Here is a 21,390-nt window from a genome sequence, read left to right as displayed (position 1 = left end):
TTCATTGCGCGGCAAGCCAATCCGCGACGGCGCCGACGGTGTCCCGGCAGCCGCCGCAGCCGGTGGTGGCGCGGGTGACGCGAGCCAGCGCGGCGACGTCGGTCGCCCCGCCGCGCCAGGCGTCGACAAGCCGGCTTTTGGTGACGGCGTTGCACCGGCAGATCAGCGCCGAAGCAGGCAGCTCGGCCGGGCTCGCGGCGGCCGGGGTGCCCGCGGGCAGCGCGCGGCCGAGCAGCACCGCGAGCCGGTCTTCGGGCAGCGGGATACCGCGGTCGTGGAACTGCGTGACGATGGCGGCCGCGTCCGGCAGGCCGAGCAGGATCGCGCCGGTGACCCGGTTGCCGCGGATCACCAGCTTGCCGTAACGGCCGCCGGACGGATCGTCGAACGTGAGCACGTCCGCGTCGTCGTCCTCGCTGGTCACGTGGGTCTCGCCAACGGCGGTGAGGTCGACGTCGCGCGCCTTCAGCCGGGTGACCGCGGTGGTGCCGCGGTAGCGGGCGGCGGTGTCGGCGCCGGTGAGCAGGTCGGCGAGGACCGCCGCTTGTTCCCACGCGGGCTGCACGAGCCCGGCGGGCGCGTTCGCGTGCCGCGCGCAGTCACCGAGGGCGTGGATCCGGCCGTCGTTGGTGCGTAAGAGATCGTCGACCAGCACGCCCCGGTCGACGGCCAGCCCGGCGGCCTCGGCCAGCGCGGTTTCCGGCCGGACGCCGGCGGCGACCACCACGAGGTCGGCCGGGACGAGCGCGCCGTCGTCGAGCTTCAGCCCGTCGCCGGGCAGGTACCGCGCGGCCGTCGCCTCGAAGCGGAACGTGACGCCGAGCTCGGCGAGCCGGCGCGCGAGCACCCGCCCGGCGCCGGGGTCGAGCTGGCGTTCCATCACGTGCCGCCGCGGGTGCACCACGGTGACGTTCGCGCCGCGGCCGGCCAGCCCGCGGGCGGCTTCCAGCCCCAGCAGGCCACCGCCGAGCACGGCGACGGGCGCGCCGGGACGGGCGGCGTCGAGGATGCGGGCGCAGTCGTCGAGCGTCCGGAAGGCTACGACGTCTGGGCCGGGCTCGAGCCCTTCCACCGGAGGCAGCCAGGGCGTCGCGCCCGTGGCGAGCACCAGCGCGTCGTAAGCCAGCGGGCCGGCTTCTGTTTCCACGCAACGGTTCTTGCGGTCGATCGCGGTGACTGAGGTGTCCAGGTGCAGGTCGACGCTCGTACGCGCGGCCCATTCCTCGTCGTGCAGCCGGACCATCTCGGCACTCAGCCCGCCCGCGACCACCGACGACAGCAGCACCCGGTTATACGCCGGATGCGGTTCGGCGCCGACCACGGTGAGCCGCACCCGCTCCCCGGCCGGGTCGCGTCGCCGGATCTCGTCCGCGAGCCGCGCGCCGGCCATGCCGTAACCGGCGATCACCACCTGCCGGGCGCTCATGTGTCCGCCTTGGACAGTGCCACCGCGCACACCTTGAACTCGGGCATCCGGCTGACCGGGTCGAGCGCGGGGTTGGTGAGCAGGTTCGCGCGACCCTCACCCGGGAAGTGGAACGGCAGGAACACCAGGTCGGGCCGCAGTGAGCCGACACAACGCACCTTCGCCACGGTCTCGCCGCGCCGTGAGCGGACCAGCGCGCGCTCGCCGTCGGCCAGTCCGGAGCGCGCGGCGGTGTCCGGGTGGACCTCGACGAACATCTCCGGCACGACGTCCATCAGCTCGGTGATCCGCCGGGTCTGCGCGCCGGACTGGTAGTGCTGGAGCACCCGTCCGGTGGTGGCCTGCAACGGGAAGTCGGCGTCGGGCAACTCGGCGGGCCCGGTGTGGTCGACGGCGGCGAAGCGGGCGCGTCCGTCCGGGTGTGCGAACCGGTCGAGGAACATCCGCGGGGTGCCGGGGTGGTTTTCGCCCGGCACCGGCCAGTGCAGTGCCTCGCCCGCGCGCAGCCGCTCGTAGGTGACGCCGGAGTAGTCCGCGGTGCCACCCTTAGACGCGGCGCGCAACTCCTCGAAGACGGTCTCGGCGTCGACCGGGAACCGCGCGGCCGGCTGGCCGAGCCGGGTGGCGAGGCCGTGGATCACCTCGAGGTCGGTGCGGACTTCCGGCGGCGCGTCGAGTGCCTTGCGGCGCAACAGGATCCGGCCCTCCAGACTGGTGAGCGTGCCGTCCTCCTCGGCCCACTGCGTCACGGGCAGGACCACGTCCGCCAGCGCGGCCGTCTCGGACAGCACCAGGTCGGCGACCACCAGGAGATCCAATGAGGACAGTCGTTCTTGGACGCCCGACGAGCGCGGCGCGGACACCACCACGTTGCTGCCGAAGACCAGCAGCGCGCGAGGACCGTCGTCGTGGCCGAGCGCTTCGAGCAGCTCGGTGGCCGACCGTCCCGGCCCGGGCAGGCTGTCGGCCGTCACTCCCCACACCGCGGCCACGTGCTCGCGGGCGGCAGGGTCGGTGATCTTGCGGTAACCGGGCAACTGGTCGGCCTTCTGCCCGTGCTCCCGGCCGCCCTGGCCGTTGCCCTGCCCGGTCAGGCAGCCGAAGCCGGAGCCCTCGCGGCCGGGCAGCCCGAGCGCGAGCGCCAGGTTGATCCAGCCGCCGACGTTCGCCGTGCCCGTGGCATGCTGTTCGGTCCCGCGCGCGGTGAGGACGTACGCATTACGAGCGCCCGCCAGCTTGGCCGCGGCGGCCCGCTGGTCAGCCGCGGAGACGCCGGTGACGCGTTCGGCCCGCTCCGGCCACCACGCGGCGGCGATCCGCCACATCTCGTCGAACCCCGCGGTCCTGAGGTCCACAAAGGACTTGTCCAGGTGGCCCTCGGCGACCACGGCGTGCAGGATGCCTAGTGCCAGAGCCAGATCCGTGCCCGGCGCGGGGGCCAGGTGCAGTCCGGCCAGCTCGGCGGTCGGCGTGCGGCGCGGGTCGACCACGATCAGGTCCGCGCCCCGCAAGTGCTGCACGAACGGCGGCATCGTCTCGGCCGGGTTGGCTCCGGCCAGCAGCACCACGTCGGCGCCGCCGAGGTCGGTGACCGGAAACGGCAGCCCGCGGTCGGCGCCGAAGGCCTGGAGCCCGGCCGCCGCGGCCGAAGACATGCAGAACCGGCCGTTGTAGTCGATCTGCGAGGTCCCGAGCGCGACCCGGGCGAACTTGCCGAGCTGGTAAGCCTTTTCGTTGGTCAGCCCACCCCCGCCGAACACCGCGACGGAATCGGCCCCGTGCTGTTCCCGCAGCCCCCGCAACTTCCCGGCGACGACGTCCAGCGCCTCGTCCCAGCTCGCGGGCTTCAGCTCCCCACCCCGCCGGACGAGCGGCGTCGTCAGCCTGCGCCCGGACGTCAGCAGGTCACCGGACGTCCAGCCCTTCTGACACAGTCCCCCGGCATTGACCGGAAAGTCCCGCGGCTCGACCCGCGACCCCGCCAGCCGCATCCCGCACTGCAACGCGCAGTACGGGCAATGCGTGTCGACGGGCGGCACGGCCACGGGCACTCCTCGGGATCGGCGATGACCCCGACGCTAAGGACGCCGTGTTACCTGGAAACTCCCGAATGTTTCGACGAGTTGACATATCTCGCCGCCGTGCGCGGGCCAGCCGGTGAGGTCTGTGCCGGTCAGAGGACGGCGCTGACCTCACGAGCCGCTGCCCGCAGCCCGTCCAAGGCGGCCCCCGTCGAACGCGGATTGAGCGCGTTCGCGGCCAACCGGAAGAGCACCGCACGCAGCAGCAGTTGCGGCCATTCCGGCAGATGGGCCCACCGGTCGATCAGCGCGGCCGTCGCGCCGCCCCAAGAAAGCGCGTCGACGGCGGCGATCGCGGCGCCCCATTCGCCCGGGCGGTAGTACGGGACGAAGTCGACGATGCCCGGGGCCGCGGGGCCGTCGAACAGGACGCCGCCGAGCAGTTCGCCGTGGGCGATCTGCGGGGGCAGCTTCACCGGGCGGCGGGCCGGGGCCAGGATCTCGAACCAGCGGCCGCCCTTGGCCTCGTCGAGCGGGCGGTCCAGCTCTTCCCACGCGATCCGGTCCGCGACCGCGTCGATGTCCTTGCGAGCGCTCAAAAAGTCCGGCCGCGGCAGGTCGGCCGTGGCGCGGTGCAGCTTCACCGCGGTGAGCACGGCCTCGTCGCAGCGGTGCTCCGGCGTGCCGGAGACATACCGCCACGCGGACCAGTCGCCGACGATCCAGCGGCCGTCACGCGAGCGCACCGGCTTGGCGACCCGCAGGCCCGGCTCGTCGATGTGGTCCAGCGCCCGCGCCGTCCACAGCGTGCGCGACTTGTCGGTGACCGGCTTGAGCACCAGGTCACCGCAATGCCAGGCGGACGAGTCCGGCAGGGCCGAAGCCCCGTCCAGCTCGCCGCCGAAGGCTGCGCACACGCGCTCGGAAGGCCGTTCGAGAGTGGACCGCACAACAGGAAACGGTACCCCGGCCACTCCGCCACGAACGAGAAGACGCGCTGGTCACACACCGTTTTCTCGGACCCGGACGTTCACCGCCAAAAAGCCGTCAAGGCCTCCTTACCCGCGTACGACGCGGGTAAGGAGGCCTTAACGGAGCACTACGGTCAGTACGTCGGCAGGCTCGGGTCGATCTGCCGCGCCCAGGCCAGCACGCCGCCGCCCAGGTGCGTGGCGTCCTTGAACCCGGCCGCGTGCAGCGCCGCCAGCGCCTCCGCGGACCGCGCACCGGACTTGCAGTGCAGCACGATCGGCTTGTCCTGCGGCAGTTCCGCGAGCGCCTCGCCCGAGAGGATCCGGTCCTTCGGGATCAGCGTCGCGCCCTTGATGTTGACGATCTCGTACTCGTGCGGCTCGCGGACGTCGATCAGGGCGAAGTTCTCGCCGTTGTCGAACTTGGCCTTGAGCTCCGCGGGCGTGATCGTGCTGCCCGAAGCGGCCTCGGCCGCCTCGTCGGAAACCACGCCGCAGAACGCCTCGTAGTCGATCAGCTCGGTGATCTTCGGGGTCTCCGGATCCTTGCGGATCTTGACCTCGCGGTACTTCATCTCCAGCGCGTCGTAGCTGATCAGCCGCCCGAGCAGCGGCTCGCCGATGCCGGTGATCAGCTTGATCGCCTCGGTCACCATGATCGAGCCGATGGACGCGCAGAGCACGCCCAGCACGCCGCCCTCGGCGCACGAGGGCACCATGCCGGGAGGCGGCGGCTCGGGGTAGAGGTCGCGGTAGTTCAGGCCCTTGCCGTTCGGCGCGTCCTCCCAGAAGACGCTGACCTGGCCCTCGAACCGGAAGATCGAGCCCCACACGTAGGGCTTGCCCAGCAGCACCGCGGCGTCGTTCACCAGGTACCGCGTGGCGAAGTTGTCGGTGCCGTCGACGATCAGGTCGTACTGGCCGAAGATCTCCAGCGCGTTCGCCGACTCGAGCCGCTCGGTGTGCAGGTAGACCTTGACGAACGGGTTGATCTCGGCGATCGACTCCTGCGCCGAGGCGGCCTTGAGCTTGCCGACGTCGGAGATGCCGTGGATCACCTGGCGCTGCAGGTTGGACTCGTCGACCACGTCGAAGTCGACGATGCCGAGGGTGCCCACCCCCGCCGCGGCGAGATACAGCAGCGCGGGACTGCCCAGGCCGCCGGCCCCGATGACCAGGACCTTCGCGTTCTTGAGCCGCTTCTGCCCGACCACCCCGACGTCGGGGATGATCAGGTGACGGCTGTACCGGGCCACCTCTTCCTTGGTGAGCTCGGCAGCCGGCTCTACGAGCGGCGGCAGTGCCGTGTCTGACATCGGGTCCTCCATCTCGCGCGGATCGCGTTGTCGATCCCAGTATCTACAACGCGCACACGCAAGCCACCCTTCCCCGGGTCCAGATCGTGGGAAGGGGGTTGCTTTGTACGGCTACTGCGGCGGGGTCGGGTTCGGCCACGCGTTGGGCACGCAGACCCGGTGGTCAGGGGCCACCTTGCCCTTGTCGCCGCCGGGGATGTTGTTCAGCGCGGCCACGTAGTCGTCGGCCACGCCGAACGACTGCTGCATCATCACCGGCGCGGGCTGGCCGTTGCCGGGGCAGCCGACGTGGATGTTGCCGAGCGCGTGACCCACCTCGTGGTTGATGGCGTACTGGCGGTAGCCGGTCATGTCCGCGCCGTAGACCTTCGCGCCGCGCACCCAGCGGGCCAGGTTGATCAGCACCCGGCCCATGCTGCGCCGGTAGCAGGAGGCCTCGAACTTGATCTGGAAGCCGCACGCGTCGGCCCGGTGCGTGGTGTTCGGCGAGGTCAGGCTCACCTGGAAGCTCGGGTCCGGGAAACTCGCGTCGACCCGCTGCAGCCGGATCTCGCCGTTCCAGGTCCAGCTGCGCGGGTCGGACAGGATGCCCTGGACCGCGGTGCCGAAGCTGTCGTCGCCGGCGTAGCTGGCCGGGTCGATGCCGTCCTCGACCGCCACGGTGTACGTGTAGAGCTTGCCGGCCTTGCCGACGACCGGGCCGGAGCCGGGCACGACGTGCCAGGTGCCCTTGCCGTCCTGGGTGTAGTCGCCGCCGTTCGGCAGCTCCGCGGTCGGCACGTTGACGTCGACCGGTTTCGCCGGGTTCTCCGGGATGCCGTCGCTGCCGTCGATCGCGCCCGCCGAGGAATCGCCCACGGCCGCCTCACCCGCGGCGGCCCCGGCCGGCGTGCCGGGCTCGGGCGGGCCGGTGGCGGTGTTGAACACCACCAGCGCGGTGATCACCACCAGGATCGGCAGCGCGTACACGCGCCAGCCGTAGGTCTTCACGAACTTGCCGATGCCGCCGCCGGACTTCTTGACCGGACGGCGCGCGGGCCGCTCCGGCTCGTCCTCGCCCTTCGGCTTCCACGACGCGCGCAGCGGCTCCGCGCTGGTGCGGCGGGTGCCGGGCCGGTAGCGGTCCTCGCCGACGCGCTGCGCCGGGGGCTTCGACGGGCGGAACTGGCCGACGCGCGGCGAGCCGGTGTCGGTCAGCGGGGAGTTCGCGGGTTTCTTCGAGGAGCCCGAAGACGCGGCCCCGGACGACGTGCGTCGCGACGACCCGGCGTACGAAGCCCGCCGGTCATCTCCTCGAGCGTCGTGCTTAAGCCGGTCCACGGCCCCAGGGTGCCATAACCGCACGGTGATGCTGAAAGCGACTGGCGGATTACCGAGAGATCATCTTTCACCCGATCGGACTACCATTGACCGTTTTCTGCGGACTCCCAGAGTCCGAGCACGGCCCGGGCTACGACGTTCGGGCGTTCCATCTGCGCCACGTGGCCGGTCCGGGGAAGCACCAGCAGCCGCCCGCGCGGGAGCAGCCGGGCGGTGCGGGGCGCGCGGCGGGCCGATATCACCCGATCGTGCAGGCCCCAGACGACGAGTGTCGGGCTCGTCACACGAGGAGCGACTGCCCACAGCGAAGCGTCCCCGCGGGCGGACCAAGCGCGGAAAATGCCGAACGTACTGCGAGCCATGGCCGGCGCGGCCCAGGCGAACCCGGCCCGCGCACCGTGCTCCGCGGCCAGCTCGTCCAGCCGGGAATCGGGGAACTTCGACGGGTCGCGGAAGCACAGCTTGATCACCTGCGCGGCGCGTTCCCGCGCGGTCAGCCCGGCCATCCGCCGCCGCACGCGCGTGCCCACCAGCGGCAGGTACGCGAGCGCCATCATCGGGTCCGACAGCCGGCGCGGGTCCGGGCGGCGGTCCGGCATCGCGGGCGAGATGAGGGTGAGCGTCTTGACCAGCTCCGGCCGCCGCGCCGCGACGAGCAGGGCGACCGCGCCGCCCATGGAGTTGCCGAGCAGGTGGACGGGGCCGGCGCCGAGCCCTTCGACGTACTTCGCGAGGACGCCGGCGTGCGCGTCGAGGCTGAAGTCGAACTCCGCCTCGGGCTCGGAGTAGCCGAAGCCGGGCAGGTCGATCGCCCGTCCGCTGGCGACCGGCGAGAGCAGCGCGGCCAGGTCCGTCCAGTTGCTGGACGAGCCGCCGAGGCCGTGGACGTAGACCGCGACCGAGCCGTCCGGGCCCGGGGTGCGGCGGACGTTCAGCGCCACGCCGCCGACCTCCTCGACCGCGCCCGGCCAGGGCGGGAGCACCGGTTCGAGCGGTGGCAGCGGCCGCGTGGAGAGGGGCACGTGGGTGAGCGGCGCGCGGCTCGCCGCCGGCACCGCCGGGCGCGTGGTCGGAAGGGTCACGGATCCAGAATGCCCGACACTTGGCGTTTCGGGCGTACCGACGAGTAATCTCAAAACCACTTCACGCGGTGGTGACCCCCGCCCGTCGAAGCCGCGGACGGGAGGAACAATGACGGACATGGCGCGACTGCAGCAACGGGGCGTCCGGCTGCCGAGGACGGAACGCCGCGCCCAGCTCCTGGCGGCCGCGCAACGGGTCTTCGCGGAGAACGGCTACCACGCGGCGGCGATGGACGAGATCGCCGAGGAGGCCGGCGTCAGCAAGCCGGTGCTCTACCAGCACTTCCCCGGGAAGCTGGACCTGTACATCGCGCTGCTGGAAAGCCACGTGGACGACCTGGTCGGCCGGGTGAAGGGCGCCTTGGACTCGACCACCGAGAACCGCCAGCGCGTGCCCGCCACCGTCGCCGCGTTCTTCGACTTCGTGAACAACGACGCGGGCGCCTTCCGCATGGTCTTCGAGTCGGACCTGCGCGGTGAGCCCGCCGTGCAGGAGGCGGTGGACCGGGCCACCTCGGCCAGCGTCGAGGCGATCACCGAGACGATCACCGCGGACGCGGGCCTGGACGAGGACAAGGCGCGGCTGCTGGCCGTGGGCCTGGTCGGGATGAGCCAGGTGAGCGCGCGGTACTGGCTGCAGCACAACCAGTCGATCAGCAAGGAAGAGGCCGTGGCCCTGACCGCCAACCTGGCCTGGCGCGGCGTCGGCGGTGGCTTCCCCCTCAAGGACAGCTGACTTTCCCTTGCCGTGAAAGGAAAAGCGGCCGCCTCGTCCCCCTGCCACGACGAAGCGGCCGCCGGTTCAGCGTGCGGCCGCCCGGACCAGCGCCCCGATCCGCACGGCCACCTCGCCCGCCCGCTCCTGCGGCAGCATGTGCCCGGCCCCCGGATAACGCACGAACTCCGCGTCCGGCAGCTCGTCGGCGATCACCTTGGCGTGCGGCAACGGGCACAGCCGGTCCTTCTCCCCCGCCAGCACCAGCGTCGGCACGCCGCGCAGGGCGGCCAGCGCCACCCGCCGGTCGTGTGTGGAAATGGCGTCCTGGAACTCGCCGAGGCTGGCCGGGTGCGCGCACAGCAGCTGATCGGCGACCAGCCGGACGTCGGCCCGTCGCGGATGGTCCCCGAACACCAGGAACCGGGCGCCGGAACGCACCAGCGCCGGGCTCAACGGCAGCCGCTCGCCGCGCCGGTGCGCCAGCGCCTTCGCGATCCGCCGCTCGAACCGCACGGAGAACTCCCCGGCCAATCCGGGCAGCCCCAACGTGATCCGGTCCATCTGGCCCGAAGACGTGGCCACGAAAGCCGCTCCCACCACCCGCTCGGACACCAGCTCCGGATGCCGCTCGGCCAGCGCCATCACGGTCATCCCGCCCATCGAGTGCCCGGCGAGCACGATCGGCCCGGACGGCACGCGCGCGGCGATCAGCTCGGCGAGATCGTCGGCCAGGCGCGGGATCGTCGCGGTGCCCCGGCGGGCCGGCGCCGATCCACCGTGGCCGCGCAGGTCGTAGCGCACGACGCGGGTGCCCGGGCCGAGCGCGGCCACCACCCCGTCCCAGGTGCGGTGGTCCTGCGTCCAGCCGTGCACGAGCACCAGCGTCACCGCGGCGTCGGCCGGACCGGACGCCTCGACGTGCAGCGCACAGCCGTCACTCGCGACGAACCGGTGCTCACGGGCCGGGTGACGCAAACGTTCGACGGTGGTCATTTCTACTTGCCCTTCGGCAGCAGGAACGACTTGCGCCAGAAGTACCGCCCCGGCCACCCGACCAGGCCGGACTCCTGCAGGAACGGCATGATCTTCTCCCCGGCCCAGGCGATCGTGCCCTGCCACTTCGGGTTTTCCAGCGCGGCCTTGACGCCGTCGCGGGGCCGGATGCCGACGGCCTTGTAGACGTTCGGGTTGATGAACGCGCGCGTCACGAAGTACGAGATCAGCGCGATGATGAACTGCTGGTAGACGATCTCCGCCTTCGACAGTTTGGCCATCCCGCGCGTCACCTCCTCGCGGGCGAACGTGACGTGCCGCGCCTCCTCCAGCACGTGGATGCGGTTGACCATGCGCACCAGGGGCTGCACGTCTTCGCTGACCATCTGCTCGCGTTGCAGCCGGTCGAGCACCTCCTCGGCGACCAGGATCGCGCCGTACCGCGCGGGGCCGTAGGAGAACGACGGCATCAGCTTCGCGAAGCGGCGCAACAGCGGCACCGGGCCGTACGCGGGGCAGCCGATCCGCGAGGCCATGCGCGCGAACATCGTGGAGTGACGGCATTCGTCGGCGATCTCGGTGAGCGCGAATTGCGCGTGCGCGGTCGTGGGGTCTTCTTCGTAGACCTCTTTGAGCAGCATCTGCATCAGCAGGATCTCGAACCACAGCCCGGTGGTCGCCACGCTGGCGACCTCGTGCTTGCCCAGCTCGATCCGCTGCTCCGGGGTGAGCTTGTCCCACAGCTCGGTGCCGTAGAGGGAGGAGCGCTCGTCGAGGATGAACCGCTTGCCCTCGACCAGCGGCGCGTCCCAGTCGATGTCGACGTCGGGGTCGTAGAACTTGTTCGCCGAGGACTTCAGCAGCCGCTCGGCGGTCCTGTCCCGGTCCGTGTCCTTGAGCGTCCGCGTCATGACTCGCCCCTTCCGGCGCCGGTGCCGCAATCGCCACTGCCATACATGTAACCCGAGGTAACAGTTACCTCTGGTAGCATGACCCGCGTGATCGAACGTGTCAAGCGCTCCAGCAAGCAGTCCGGCAAGCAGCCCGCTTCCGGCGAGGCGGCGACCGGCGACGCCCGCCGCGACCGGTGGCGCAAGCACCGCATCGCGCGGCGCGCCGAGTTCGTCGAAGCCGCGCTGCGGGCGCTCGACAGCCACGGCCCGGACCTGGGCATGGAGGACGTCGCCGCGGAGGCCGGCGTCACGAAACCCGTGCTGTACCGGCATTTCGAAGACAAAGCCGACCTGTACGTGGCGCTCGGCCAGCGCGGCACGGAGATCCTTTTCGAGCGGCTGATCCCGGCCATCAACGCCGAGCTGGCGCCGGTGCCACGGATCCGGATGGCGCTCGACGCGTTTTTCACCGTGATCGAGGAGCACCCGAACCTGTACCGCCTGCTGGCGCACGGCGGCCTGCCGGGCAAGGTCGTGGACGCCGACGTCGTGGCCGAGGACAAGGAGGTCATCGCCACCGCGCTGACCGCCCTGCTCGGCGACTACATGCGGATGTTCAACATGGACTCCGGCGCGGCGGAGCCGTGGGCGCACGGCATCGTCGGCATGGTCCAGAGCACCGGCGAATGGTGGCTCGACCGCCGTTCGATGAGCCGCGACTCGGTCGTCGAGTACCTCACCCAGATCATCTGGGCGGCGATCGACGGCCTGACCCGCCAGCACGGCGTGGTGATCGACCCGAGCCTGCCACTGGAGGCCAACAAGGTCGTCCAGCTGGGGCGGTCGAATGACGACGGAACCCCAGCCGACAGCGACGCCGGCTGAATCGCTGGATCAGGGCGCTGGATGCGGCGTCGGATGAGCAGAGGAGCACCTTCATGAGCGAGCACGACGAAGACGGCTACGCAGGCCCCGCAACCCTCGTCGCCAACGGCCGGGAACTCCCGATCGAGGTCGACCTGCGCGGCTACTTCCAGCCCATCGACGGCTACTACCACTGGTACGGCCGGATTTCCGCCACCCCAGCCGTCACCGACCTGGCCGGCGGCAAGAAGACACCGTGCGAAATCCGCATCGCCGACCGCACCGCCCCCGGCGAACTCTCCGACCCCGACCCGTGGGGCCGCTACCGCGTCATGGGCACCTCGACCCCACCGTTCGCGGTCCCGACCACCCTCGAAGACCTGAACGCCTGACCCTCGCCTTTCGACCCACCCCACCCACGTTTGTCCACACCCCCGGCCAATTGTGGACAGCACCCGCACCCCACGCCGTTCCACCCGGTTCCGTCGTCCCCCGCCGGTAAACTGGGCATGGGACGCCCCCCGGTGGCGGGTGGGGGCAACCCTTCCGGCGGGGGGCAAACCCGCGGCGGGTGGGGGTTCCGGACAGGACGTCGGCCACGCGGTCTCACCCGGACGGCGAGCGGCTGCATGACGAACCGCTGCTCGGCAGCGAGCCCAGGCTGCAGGTCATGCTCGACGAACTCGCCGCACCGACCTGCCTGGCCCGCCGCACTCATCTGTCTAGCCCGCCCCACCGATCCGCGTAGCCCGCCGCACCGATCCATGTGGCCCGCCGCACTGACCTGCCTGGCCCGTCCCCACCGCGACGTCCTGTCCGCCATGCTCCGCGCCAAACCCACCCGATACCCGCCCCCGCGAGCCGTGACCTGACAAACCAGCTAGGGGCAACCCCCGAACACGACAAAGGCCGCCCCGGGAATCCCCGGAGCGGCCTTCCTCGCGTACAGGAGCAGCCGGACCTCAGCCGCCGACGCCGAAGCCGACCTTGCGGGCGTCCGAGGGGGCGATCTCGACGTACGCGATGCGGTCGGCGGGCACGAGGTACTTGCGGCCCTTCTCGTCGTTGAGGCGGAAGAGCCCGTCACCGGCCGTCAGGGCTTCGGCGACCAGCTTCTCCACCTCGTCGGCGGTCTGGCCACTGGACACCACCAGCTCGCGCGGGGTGTCCTTGATGCCGATCTTGACCTCCACGTGGGACCTCCGCTGGAAATTCGATGGGGTTACGCCTGGCAAGGCTAGCCGAACCGCTCCGCTCCGGTGTCGCGCGTCCGCGCGATAAAACGACCTCACCCGAGTCCGAGCGCCTGCATGCGCTTGGTGTGCCCCTGCTGCAACCGCCGGAACAGGGCGCCGATTCCCGACAGGTCACCCGACCCGGCCACGATGAGTTCCGCCAGGCCATCGCGCTCGGCGACCACGTATTGGGCCTGCGTCAGCGCCTCGCCGAGCAGGCGGCGGCCCCACAGCGCGAGCTTGTCGCGCGTCTTCGGATCGGCCTTGATGCCGGCGGCGACTTCGCGCTCGGCGAACGCGGAATGACCCGTGTCGGCCAGCACGGTGAGCACCAGGTCCTTGGTCTCCGCGTCGAGCCAGCTGGCGATCTCGCGGTACAGATCGGCCGCCAGCCCGTCGCCGACGTAGGCCTTGACCAGCGACTCCAGCCACGACTTCGGCCGCGTCGAGGCGTGCCAGGCGTCCACCTGCGCGACGAACGGGCCCATCGCGTCCTCGACCTTCACGCCGCCGCCCGCCAGGTGCGCGGCCAGCAGGTCGTAGTGGCCGATCTCCGCCGCGGCCATCGACGCCAGCGCGGCGCGGCCGGCGAGCGTCGGCGCTTTGCGGGCGTCCTCCGCCATCCGGTCGAACGCGGAAAGTTCGAGATAGGCGATCACGCCGAGCAGGTCGACGACGCCTTCGCTGATCTCTTTCGGCTCGCTCACGGCGATGAGGGTATCGCCGAACGAGCCCCGGCCATCGGGAAGAGACCGATCCCACCCGGCCCCGGCGCGCCCGGTACTGTTGAAAAACTCCTGACCAGGTACACTGCCGAAGAGATTGACAAAGCTTCCGCACGCCGTCGGGCTGCGGGAACCAGGCGGGCGACCGGCGCCACCAGGGCTGCCGGGGTTCGCCGCAAATTGTGCGTGCACGCCTCCAGCGGCATTCCCGGGTGGACGGCTCCGACATCGCCAGACGGTGCGAGCCCGAGCCCCCGGTCGAGTGTCGAGTGACAAACCGGCCTGTGCGCGCTGGTCACGAGAGAGGCGATCACCCTGACCGCAGAAATTTCCACTACCGAAAAAACCGCCGCGGTGGCCCTCGAGCACAGCGAGAACGGCCCGGCCGCACTCGACACCTCGCACCCGCTGCAGGCCGGGGCCCCGGTGACCCCGGAGGCGCCCACCTTCGCCGAATTCGGCGTCAAGCCGGAGATCGTGCGCGCGCTGGCCGAGGCCGGCATCGAGCGCACGTTCGCCATCCAGGAGCTCACCCTCCCGCTCGCCATGGCCGGCGACGACCTGATCGGCCAGGCCCGCACGGGCATGGGCAAGACGCTCGGCTTCGGCGTCCCGCTGCTGCACCGCGTCGAGGTCCCCGGCGACGGCACCCCGCAGGTGCTGGTCGTGGTCCCGACCCGCGAGTTGTGCGTCCAGGTCGCGAACGACCTGAAGGGCGCCGGCAAGCACCTCGGCATCCGCACCCTGGCCATCTACGGCGGCCGCCCGTACGAGCAGCAGATCGACGCGCTGCGCAAGGGCGTCGACGTCGTGATCGGCACCCCGGGCCGGCTGCTCGACCTGGCCGAGCGGCAGGACCTGGTGCTCGGCAAGGTCCGCGGCCTGGTGCTCGACGAGGCCGACGAGATGCTCGACCTGGGCTTCCTGCCCGACATCGAGCGCATCCTGCGGATGGTGCCGGACGAGCGGCAGACCATGCTGTTCTCGGCCACCATGCCCGGCCCGATCATCACGCTGGCCCGCACCTTCCTGCGCCAGCCGACGCACATCCGCGCCGAGGAGAACGACGCGAGCGCGATCCACGAGCGCACCACCCAGTTCGTCTACCGGGCGCACTCGATGGACAAGCCCGAGGTGATCGCCCGCATCCTGCAGGCCGAGGACCGCGGCCTGACGATGATCTTCAGCCGCACCAAGCGCACCGCGCAGAAGGTGGCCGACGACCTGGTGGAGCGCGGCTTCGCGGCCGCCGCCGTGCACGGCGATCTCGGCCAGGGCGCGCGGGAGCAGGCGCTGCGCGCGTTCCGCTCGGGCAAGGTCGACGTGCTGGTCGCGACCGACGTGGCCGCCCGCGGCATCGACATCGACGACGTCACGCACGTGATCAACTACCAGTGCCCGGACGACGAGAAGACCTACGTCCACCGCATCGGCCGCACCGGCCGCGCGGGCCGCACCGGTGTCGCCGTCACGCTGGTCGACTGGGACGAGATGCCGCGCTGGAAGCTGATCTCCGACACGCTCGGCCTGGACAAGCCAGAGCCGGTGGAGACGTATTCGTCGTCGAAGCACCTGTTCAGCGACCTGGGCATCCCGGAGGGCACCACCGGGCGGCTGCCGCTGTCCAAGCGCACCCGCGCCGGCCTGGCCGCCGAGGAGGAAGAAGACCTGGGTGGCAAGCGCCGTGGCCGTAGTGGCCCTGGCCGTGGCTCCTCCTCGTCCTCCGACGCCGAGGAAGCGCCACGCAAGCGCAACCGCAGCCCGCGCAAGCGGACCCGCGGCGGCTCGCGTGCGGCCGAGGCCGTGGAAGCCGCCGACGCCACAGCTTCAGCCCCTTCTGACTCCGACACCGCCGAGGGTGGCGAGCGCACCCGCTCCCGCCGTCGCACGCGCGGTGCCGCGAACTCGAGCCCCGAAGCCACCGGCCCCGCCGGCTCGGCCGAGAAGGACTCCAGCGACAACGGCGAACGCCCGGCCCGCCGGCGCCGTCGTCGCCGCCCCTCCGCGACGTCTGATACACCTGCGTCGGCAGACTGAGGGGCACAAGCGGAGCCGACGGCAGGAGCAAGGCACGTGAACGACCACGGGGACGGTGCGGAGCACAACGCACCGGAACAGCCCGGATCGGACGTAGCGGGCACTCCCGCCGACGGCCAGCAGGACACCGGATCGCCCGGCGCTGAGGAACTCGGCGCCGGGCGCTTCGGCGAAGAACAGCCTTCCGGCATCGTCTCCGCAGCGCGGTACGAGGCAGAGCCTGCTTCGCACAGCGACGAACCTGGCTATGCAGGGTCTGCCGCGCACAGCGACGAAGCGCACGACGCCGAGCCCGCCGCGTACAGCGACGAGTCCGACGAAGCAGAGCCCGCTGCGTACAGCGCGAAGCGGCACAACGCCGAACCACCCGTGTACGGCGATGAGGACGTCCTGATCCCGGCGCGGCACGACGTCGCGGCGGGCCGGGGCACCACACCGCCGGTGAAGGCGCGGAAGTCTCAGTGGAACCGAGGCCGCGACCGCGTGATCGCGGCGTTGATCGCGGTGGTCGTGGTGGTGGTCGCGTTGATCGTGGCCGTCAACAGCGACAACCTGCACACCAGCCGCGCGATCGCCGAACCGCCGCCGGCGCTGCCGCCCGCGCCCGCTGCGGTGCCCGGGTCGATGGCCCAGCTGTGGCAGGCCCTCAGCTCCGCCACGCCCGTGCCGATCGGCGAGGGCGGCAACGCGGTCACCGCCGACAACGGCGAGGTCGCCGGCCGCGACCCGCTCACCGGCCAGATCCGTTGGCACTACACACGCGAGAACCTGCAACTGTGCACTGTGGACAGTGCGTGGGGGCGGGTGAACGCCGTCTACCACAAGTCGCAGGGCTGCAGCGAGGTCACGCAGCTGAACCCGTCGACCGGGCACATCACGGCCCAGCGCAACGGCGACGCCGAGCTCGGCACCCAGCTCGTCAGCGACGGCAGCCACGTGACCACCACCGGCAAGCGGCTGCTCGACACCTGGCGCGACGACCTGGTGAAGAGCATGGAGTACGGCCAGGTCCCGGCGATCGTGAACCCGAACAAGCAGCCGCGCACCGGCTGCACGTACGGCACAGTGGCCGCGGCGGCGGAGAAGGTCGGCGTGATCGAGCGCTGTCCCGGCGACCCGCACGACCGTCTCACCGTCTACAAGGCGACGGGCGAGCACGAGGACGAGCCGCCCGTGGTGTTCAGCTCGGTGCTGGCCGGCTCGCGCGCGCGAGTGATCGCGATGTCGGGCGACCTGACGGCCGTGCTGCTGCCGGACCAGAAGCTGCTGGTCATCTACGGCGCGGACGGCAACGAGAAGTCCGCGTACCCGATGGATTTGCCGCCGAGCGACCTCGCGGCCGACCCCGCGGGCGGCGTCGAGCAGACCTCCCGCACCGACAGCGGCATCTATTGGTTCACCGGCACCAAAACCGTCGCCCTCTCCCGCGACGACCTGACACCGCGCTGGACCCTCGACGGCACCATGGGCCCGGGTATCACCTTCGCGCAGCAACTGGTCGTCCCGATCAAGGGCGGCCTGGCCGTCCTGAACGAGGCGAACGGCTCGACACTCCGCACCGTCGGCGTCGACCGCGGCAGCTATGGCGGGGTTGTCCGGCTGACCGCGCTGGGCCCAGTGCTGCTGGAACAACGCGGCCCAACCTTGGCGGCACTGAAGTAATTCCGGCGCCGCTCGGAACACTGCGGCCCCGTGAAGGTCGCGCTGAAGGCCGCTGGAACACCGCGACCACCACGTGGCGGCGCTGTGCTGCCGGAACAGCGCGGTCCGTTGCGGCGGCGCTGAAGCGACCCGGGCGCAGCCGGAACAATGCGGCCCGTTGTGGCAGCGCTGAGATACCCCCGGCGCAGCCGGAACAACGAGGCCCGCCGTAGCAACCCTGGCGCTGCCGGAACACGAGGCCCCGCCGCGGCGGTGATGAAGCACCTGGCACCGCCGGAGGAACCCCGCCCCGTCATCGCGGCCCTGAGGCAACCCTGGCGCTGCCGGAACAACACGGGCCGCCGTGGCGGTGAGGTGACCCGGCGCTACCGGCACGGCGCTGCCTTGTCCTGGCGACGCTGAATGAGCTCCGGCGGCGCCCGGCTGTTGCTCTCCGGCCAGCCGCGCCCCGCTGGGCCCGCTGTCTGCTTGGTGGCCGATCGCTCAGCCGACGCGTCGGGCGATGGTCACGATCTCTCGGCTGGCGCCGGTTAGCGGGCCGCGCTGCCAGTCGCCGTATTGCTCGGTGACTTCGAAGCCTGCTTCGGCGAGGAAGGCGTTCAGCGGCGCGACATCCAGGAACCGCAAGGCGGTGCGGTCGATGCGCAGCACCGTGCCGTCCGGCCCGGCGGTGGTCTCGGTGAACGTGACGACATCGTCCTCGACGGACTCGACCTCGTGCCACATCCGCAGCCCCGCGATTTCGGTGACTTCGGCGGGATTCCAGCCCTGCCAAGCCTTTGCCTGCGGATGGCGTGTCTCGAAGGCAAAACACCCACCGTCCGCCAACGCCCCGCGAACGGCCGTCAGCGACCGTCGCAGTTCGTCATCGGCGACGAGGCATTGGAACGCGTGGCTGACCATGGTGGCCAGCTCGAACTCCTGCCGCAGCCCGATTTCCGCGGCGGTGCCGGCGATCCACTCGACATCGGCGCGCCGTCGGGCCCGCTCCAGCGCGGCCAGATCCGGATCAATCCCGACGAGCCGCCCCCGGTGCCCACGTTCACGCGCCCGGTGCAGCATGGCCCCGGTCCCGCACCCGACGTCGAGCACGGATCCGGCGGCCGTCACCAGCCCGTCGTAAAACGCATCCGCCGGAAAGCGGCTGCCATCCCAGGGATTCAGCGTGTCGTACAGCTCGGCGGCATCGGCGTCGGAGAACACCCGGCCAGTCTCACCGGAAGACCGGGCGCCGGGCCAACTGTTTTACGCGCCGGGTCAGGCCCACCAGGGCATTGCGCCCGGTCAGAGCTTTGCCCGACCATCAGTCCACCAGCGCTTTGCACGCAGCGTCAGGCCCACCAGAACAACGTCAACGCCACAAAGGCGATCACCAAAACCCCGACCCCGGCCACTCCGGCCACCGCCCCATTCCGCCGATCGGCGACGCGTTGGACCAGCAGCGCCACCACCGCCGCGACTGGATGGCCGACCAACAGGAACAGCCCCGGTCCCGGCGCATTGGTCAGCAAGCACACCCCGGCCACGCCCAGCACCCCGACCGCCAGCACGGCCAGCCCCGCCGCAACCGAACCGGTGAACCCCCGCCACCACCGGCCCCGCTCCTTCGCCCCTCGGCCGCCAACCTCGGGAACCGCTACTGCCTCGGCCCCCGCACTGGTCCGGTTCTCTGCACCGTTGCCGGTCCCGATGCTGCTCCCGGTCACGGAGTTGGTCCCGGCATCGATGCGAGTCCCGGTCGTCTCGGCCACAGCGCTGGTCTCGCTCCCGACGCTGGTGTCGGTCACGGAGTTGGTCCCGGCCGGAGCACCGTCGACAGCAGTTCCTACGGCACCGCCGGTGGGCAACTGCGCGGTCGCAGCCCGGCTGTCGACCGCCGCAGCAGCAGGGTCGACGGCTGCCCCAGCCACAGAAGCTTGGCCATTGCCAGAACCGCTCGCGCGCCCAACACCAGCTCCAGGCGCGTGGCCGTTGCCACCGGCGGACCCCCCGGCACGCCGAGTCTTCCCCGGCCTCCGGGGAGCGCCAGTGCCAGTGCCACTGTCGGCGCCAGGGCCGGTGCCGGTGGGGGTGCCGGTGGCGGTGCCGGTGCCGGTGCCGGTGCCGGTGCCGGTGCCGGTGGGCAGCTCAGCAGTCGCGCTCTCCCCCGCTGCAGGAGCGTCCGGGCCGGGAAGCTCGTCGGTGGGCAGGGGGACGGTCGCCAGGTTCTCGGTGTCGGGTGACGCCACGTTCTCGTCGTCCAATCGTCGTCTCGGGCGGCCGGGGGTGAGCGAGGGCCGGGGCGGGCAGGCTTACGGGGCGAGCAGCTCCCAGGACTGCAAACCGGGTGCCGCCTGTTGGCCCTCGGCGCAGCTCGGGCGGAAGTCGCACCAGGAGCAGCGGCGCTCGGGGCGGGCGGGGAACAAGACGTCGCCGTCGCCGCCTGCGTCCAGGGTATCCGTCGCGAGGCGGATGTCCCCGGCGGTCTCTTCGGCGCGTTCCAGGTGCCGCCGCAGGGTTTCCGGGGTGTGCTCGGCCGCCGCGACGGTGCCGGTCGGCAGGTGGTGCAGCTCGACTTTCGTGCACGGCATCCGCAACGTCCGCGACGACGCCACCGCGTACATCGCCAGCGCCTGCGACGCCCGCGCCTCGTACTCGTCCGGCTCCCGGCGGCCCGTCTTGTAGTCGACGATCACCAGCTCGCCGCCACGCTGGTCGATGCGGTCGGCCCGGCCTTCGATGATCAGCGACGGCGGCCCGCCCGCGGGGCTCACCGGCGCCGACACCCAGCGCTCGAGCCCGATCGGGTCCTCGCTGACGTCGTGGTCCTCCACGTACTCACCGACCCAGCCCTTGGCCCGGGCCCGATAGCGAGCGGCCTGCTCGGCGTCGGCGAAGCCCGCGTCCTTCCAGTACTCGGCCACGAGCGCCATGGCCCGCTGCGCCGTGCGCTTCGCGACCGGCAGGTCGAACAGCGCGCGCAAAGCGTTGTGCACCACCGCACCCAGGGTGCTGTGGGCCCACGGCCCGGTGCGCTGCGGCGTCGGCCGTTGCAGGTAGTTCAGGCGGTATCGGCGCGGGCAGTCTTCGAACGTGCTCAACCGCGCCGGCGACACCTTGGTGAGCCGCTGCGGCTGCTCGACCCCGAAGTCGAACCCCAGCTGTTCCTTCACGAGCACCCCCTCTCCTGGAGCCGATGCCCACGCTACGCACCACCACCGACACTTTCCGGCGCGGGTCGGCCCTCAGAACGCGTCGGCGTGGCGCTCGCACCAGTCCCTGAACGTCGCCGTCGGGCGGCCCAGCAGACGGGCAGCGGTGCCCGATCGCGAGCCCGTGACGTCCGCACGCAGCCTCGTGTAAGCCTCCACGAGAGCCTCGGCGAGCACCTTCGGCGCCCCCGCAGCAAACCGCGCCCGCACGACCTCCTCCGGCGAACCTGCCTGCCGCACCTCGATTTCCCGCCCGAGCACGTCGCCGAGGATCTTCACCTGATCCGCGCACGTCATCAGCTCACCGCCGCTCAGCACGTACTCCGCACCTTCATGCTCGTCCGACGTCAGTGCCACCGCCGCGACGGCCGCGATGTCCGCCGTGTCGATCGGCGCGTACCGGCCCGGCCCGGACGGGTCCAGCACGTACCCCTCGCGCACGGAATCCCGCCACTGCAAGGCATTCGACATGAACCCGCCCGGCCGCAGGATGGTGAACGGGATGCCGGACGCCCGCACGGACTCCTCCCGCTCGTGGTGCCAGCGGCCCATCATCAGCATCGGATCGCCCAGCACGTTGTCGGACGACAGGTGCACCACGTGCCGCACGCCGGCCTCTCGCGCCGCCGCAAGCGCGTTCGCGACGTTCGCGGTCCCCATCCCGGGCGTCAGCAGGAAGAACCGCTCGATCCCGGCGAACACGGCAGGCAGTGTCGAGGGCTCCCCGAGATCCCCGACGACGCACTCGGCCTGCGGCGGCAGGCCGGCGGCGCGGGCGGGGTCGCGGGTCAGGGCGCGGACGTCCGCACCCGCGTCGACCAGCGCGCGGACGAGGTGCCCGCCGATGTCTCCGGTGGCTCCGGTAACCAGTAACATGAGTTCCCCAAGTCGTTTGCCGTCTAATGACTTCCCGAGAAACGCTAGCCGGTAAATGAT

The 21,390-nt window shown here is 71.4% G+C and carries 19 protein-coding genes; 5 read left to right on the top strand and 14 right to left on the bottom strand.

Annotated elements, in window-relative coordinates:
- Nucleotide 1: 1 nt before the first annotated feature.
- The 6 genes from OG371_RS21235 to OG371_RS21210 all read right to left on the bottom strand — a co-directional run bounded on the left by OG371_RS21235 (nt 2) and on the right by OG371_RS21210 (nt 8,136).
- The gene (locus OG371_RS21235) at nt 2–1,426 is read right to left on the bottom strand and encodes an FAD-dependent oxidoreductase (RefSeq protein WP_329071799.1); all 1,425 of its coding nucleotides are present in this window, start codon (nt 1,424–1,426) and stop codon (nt 2–4) included.
- Nucleotides 1,423–3,465 (bottom strand): molybdopterin oxidoreductase family protein, encoded by a 2,043-nt coding sequence (locus tag OG371_RS21230; RefSeq protein WP_329073236.1) that lies wholly within the window; start codon nt 3,463–3,465, stop codon nt 1,423–1,425. The genes OG371_RS21235 and OG371_RS21230 overlap by 4 nt, the downstream gene beginning before the upstream one ends.
- A gap of 134 nt (nt 3,466–3,599) precedes the next feature.
- Nucleotides 3,600–4,397 (bottom strand): TIGR02569 family protein, encoded by a 798-nt coding sequence (locus OG371_RS21225; protein ID WP_329071797.1) that lies wholly within the window; start codon nt 4,395–4,397, stop codon nt 3,600–3,602.
- Between the two features lie 155 nt (nt 4,398–4,552).
- A complete protein-coding gene (moeZ, locus tag OG371_RS21220; protein ID WP_329071795.1) occupies nt 4,553–5,734 on the bottom strand; it encodes an adenylyltransferase/sulfurtransferase MoeZ in 1,182 nt (393 codons plus the stop codon).
- 111 nt (nt 5,735–5,845) lie between these two features.
- Nucleotides 5,846–7,054, bottom strand: coding sequence for a DUF3152 domain-containing protein (locus OG371_RS21215; protein WP_329071793.1), 1,209 nt, complete (start codon nt 7,052–7,054; stop codon nt 5,846–5,848).
- An 80-nt stretch (nt 7,055–7,134) separates the two neighbouring features.
- Nucleotides 7,135–8,136 (bottom strand): alpha/beta hydrolase, encoded by a 1,002-nt coding sequence (locus OG371_RS21210; protein ID WP_329071791.1) that lies wholly within the window; start codon nt 8,134–8,136, stop codon nt 7,135–7,137.
- 109 nt (nt 8,137–8,245) lie between these two features.
- Here OG371_RS21210 and OG371_RS21205 point away from each other — a divergent pair, with 109 nt between their 5' ends.
- Nucleotides 8,246–8,872: a TetR/AcrR family transcriptional regulator gene (locus OG371_RS21205; protein ID WP_091626123.1), complete on the top strand. Its 627-nt coding sequence runs from the start codon at nt 8,246–8,248 to the stop codon at nt 8,870–8,872.
- 66 nt (nt 8,873–8,938) lie between these two features.
- On the opposite strand, the gene OG371_RS21200 is transcribed toward OG371_RS21205, so the two are convergent.
- Together OG371_RS21200 and OG371_RS21195 are read right to left on the bottom strand one after the other, a co-directional pair.
- A complete protein-coding gene (locus OG371_RS21200; RefSeq protein WP_329071788.1) occupies nt 8,939–9,847 on the bottom strand; it encodes an alpha/beta fold hydrolase in 909 nt (302 codons plus the stop codon).
- Between the two features lie 2 nt (nt 9,848–9,849).
- Nucleotides 9,850–10,758, bottom strand: a complete 909-nt coding sequence (locus OG371_RS21195; protein ID WP_329071786.1) for an AurF N-oxygenase family protein — start codon at nt 10,756–10,758, stop codon at nt 9,850–9,852.
- A 78-nt stretch (nt 10,759–10,836) separates the two neighbouring features.
- On the opposite strand from OG371_RS21195, the gene OG371_RS21190 reads away from it, so the two are divergent.
- Together OG371_RS21190 and OG371_RS21185 are read left to right on the top strand one after the other, a co-directional pair.
- A complete protein-coding gene (locus OG371_RS21190; protein ID WP_329071784.1) occupies nt 10,837–11,625 on the top strand; it encodes a TetR/AcrR family transcriptional regulator in 789 nt (262 codons plus the stop codon).
- Nucleotides 11,626–11,678: 53 nt separating this feature from the next.
- On the top strand, nt 11,679–11,996 hold the full coding sequence (locus tag OG371_RS21185) for a DUF4873 domain-containing protein (RefSeq protein ID WP_329071782.1): 318 nt from the start codon (nt 11,679–11,681) through the stop codon (nt 11,994–11,996).
- Between the two features lie 570 nt (nt 11,997–12,566).
- Here OG371_RS21185 and OG371_RS21180 read toward each other — a convergent pair.
- On the bottom strand, nt 12,567–12,797 hold the full coding sequence (locus OG371_RS21180; RefSeq protein ID WP_329071781.1) for a DUF3107 domain-containing protein: 231 nt from the start codon (nt 12,795–12,797) through the stop codon (nt 12,567–12,569).
- A 95-nt stretch (nt 12,798–12,892) separates the two neighbouring features.
- Nucleotides 12,893–13,546 carry a ferritin-like fold-containing protein gene (locus OG371_RS21175; protein WP_091626138.1) on the bottom strand — a complete coding sequence of 218 codons (654 nt, stop codon included), beginning with the start codon at nt 13,544–13,546 and terminating at the stop codon, nt 12,893–12,895.
- Nucleotides 13,547–13,990: 444 nt separating this feature from the next.
- Here OG371_RS21175 and OG371_RS21170 point away from each other — a divergent pair, with 444 nt between their 5' ends.
- Nucleotides 13,991–15,601 (top strand): DEAD/DEAH box helicase, encoded by a 1,611-nt coding sequence (locus OG371_RS21170; RefSeq protein ID WP_329073235.1) that lies wholly within the window; start codon nt 13,991–13,993, stop codon nt 15,599–15,601.
- A gap of 36 nt (nt 15,602–15,637) precedes the next feature.
- Nucleotides 15,638–17,263: an Rv3212 family protein gene (locus OG371_RS21165; protein WP_442876129.1), complete on the top strand. Its 1,626-nt coding sequence runs from the start codon at nt 15,638–15,640 to the stop codon at nt 17,261–17,263.
- A 483-nt stretch (nt 17,264–17,746) separates the two neighbouring features.
- Here OG371_RS21165 and OG371_RS21160 read toward each other — a convergent pair whose 3' ends face one another.
- The 4 genes from OG371_RS21160 to OG371_RS21145 all read right to left on the bottom strand — a co-directional run bounded on the left by OG371_RS21160 (nt 17,747) and on the right by OG371_RS21145 (nt 21,330).
- Complete coding sequence (locus tag OG371_RS21160; RefSeq protein ID WP_329071778.1) at nt 17,747–18,466, bottom strand: class I SAM-dependent methyltransferase; 720 nt, start codon at nt 18,464–18,466, stop codon at nt 17,747–17,749.
- Between the two features lie 128 nt (nt 18,467–18,594).
- A complete protein-coding gene (locus tag OG371_RS21155; RefSeq protein WP_329071776.1) occupies nt 18,595–19,014 on the bottom strand; it encodes a hypothetical protein in 420 nt (139 codons plus the stop codon).
- 540 nt (nt 19,015–19,554) lie between these two features.
- Complete coding sequence (locus tag OG371_RS21150) at nt 19,555–20,415, bottom strand: RecB family exonuclease (protein ID WP_329073233.1); 861 nt, start codon at nt 20,413–20,415, stop codon at nt 19,555–19,557.
- Between the two features lie 72 nt (nt 20,416–20,487).
- The gene (locus tag OG371_RS21145; protein ID WP_329071774.1) at nt 20,488–21,330 is read right to left on the bottom strand and encodes an NAD(P)H-binding protein; all 843 of its coding nucleotides are present in this window, start codon (nt 21,328–21,330) and stop codon (nt 20,488–20,490) included.
- Nucleotides 21,331–21,390: the final 60 nt, after the last annotated feature.

Origin of the sequence: Amycolatopsis sp. NBC_01480 (assembly GCF_036227205.1) — a bacterium.
Classification (GTDB): Bacteria; Actinomycetota; Actinomycetes; order Mycobacteriales; family Pseudonocardiaceae; genus Amycolatopsis.
Note: the sequence above shows the minus strand (reverse complement) of the source record. Positions and strands in the feature narration are given on the sequence as shown.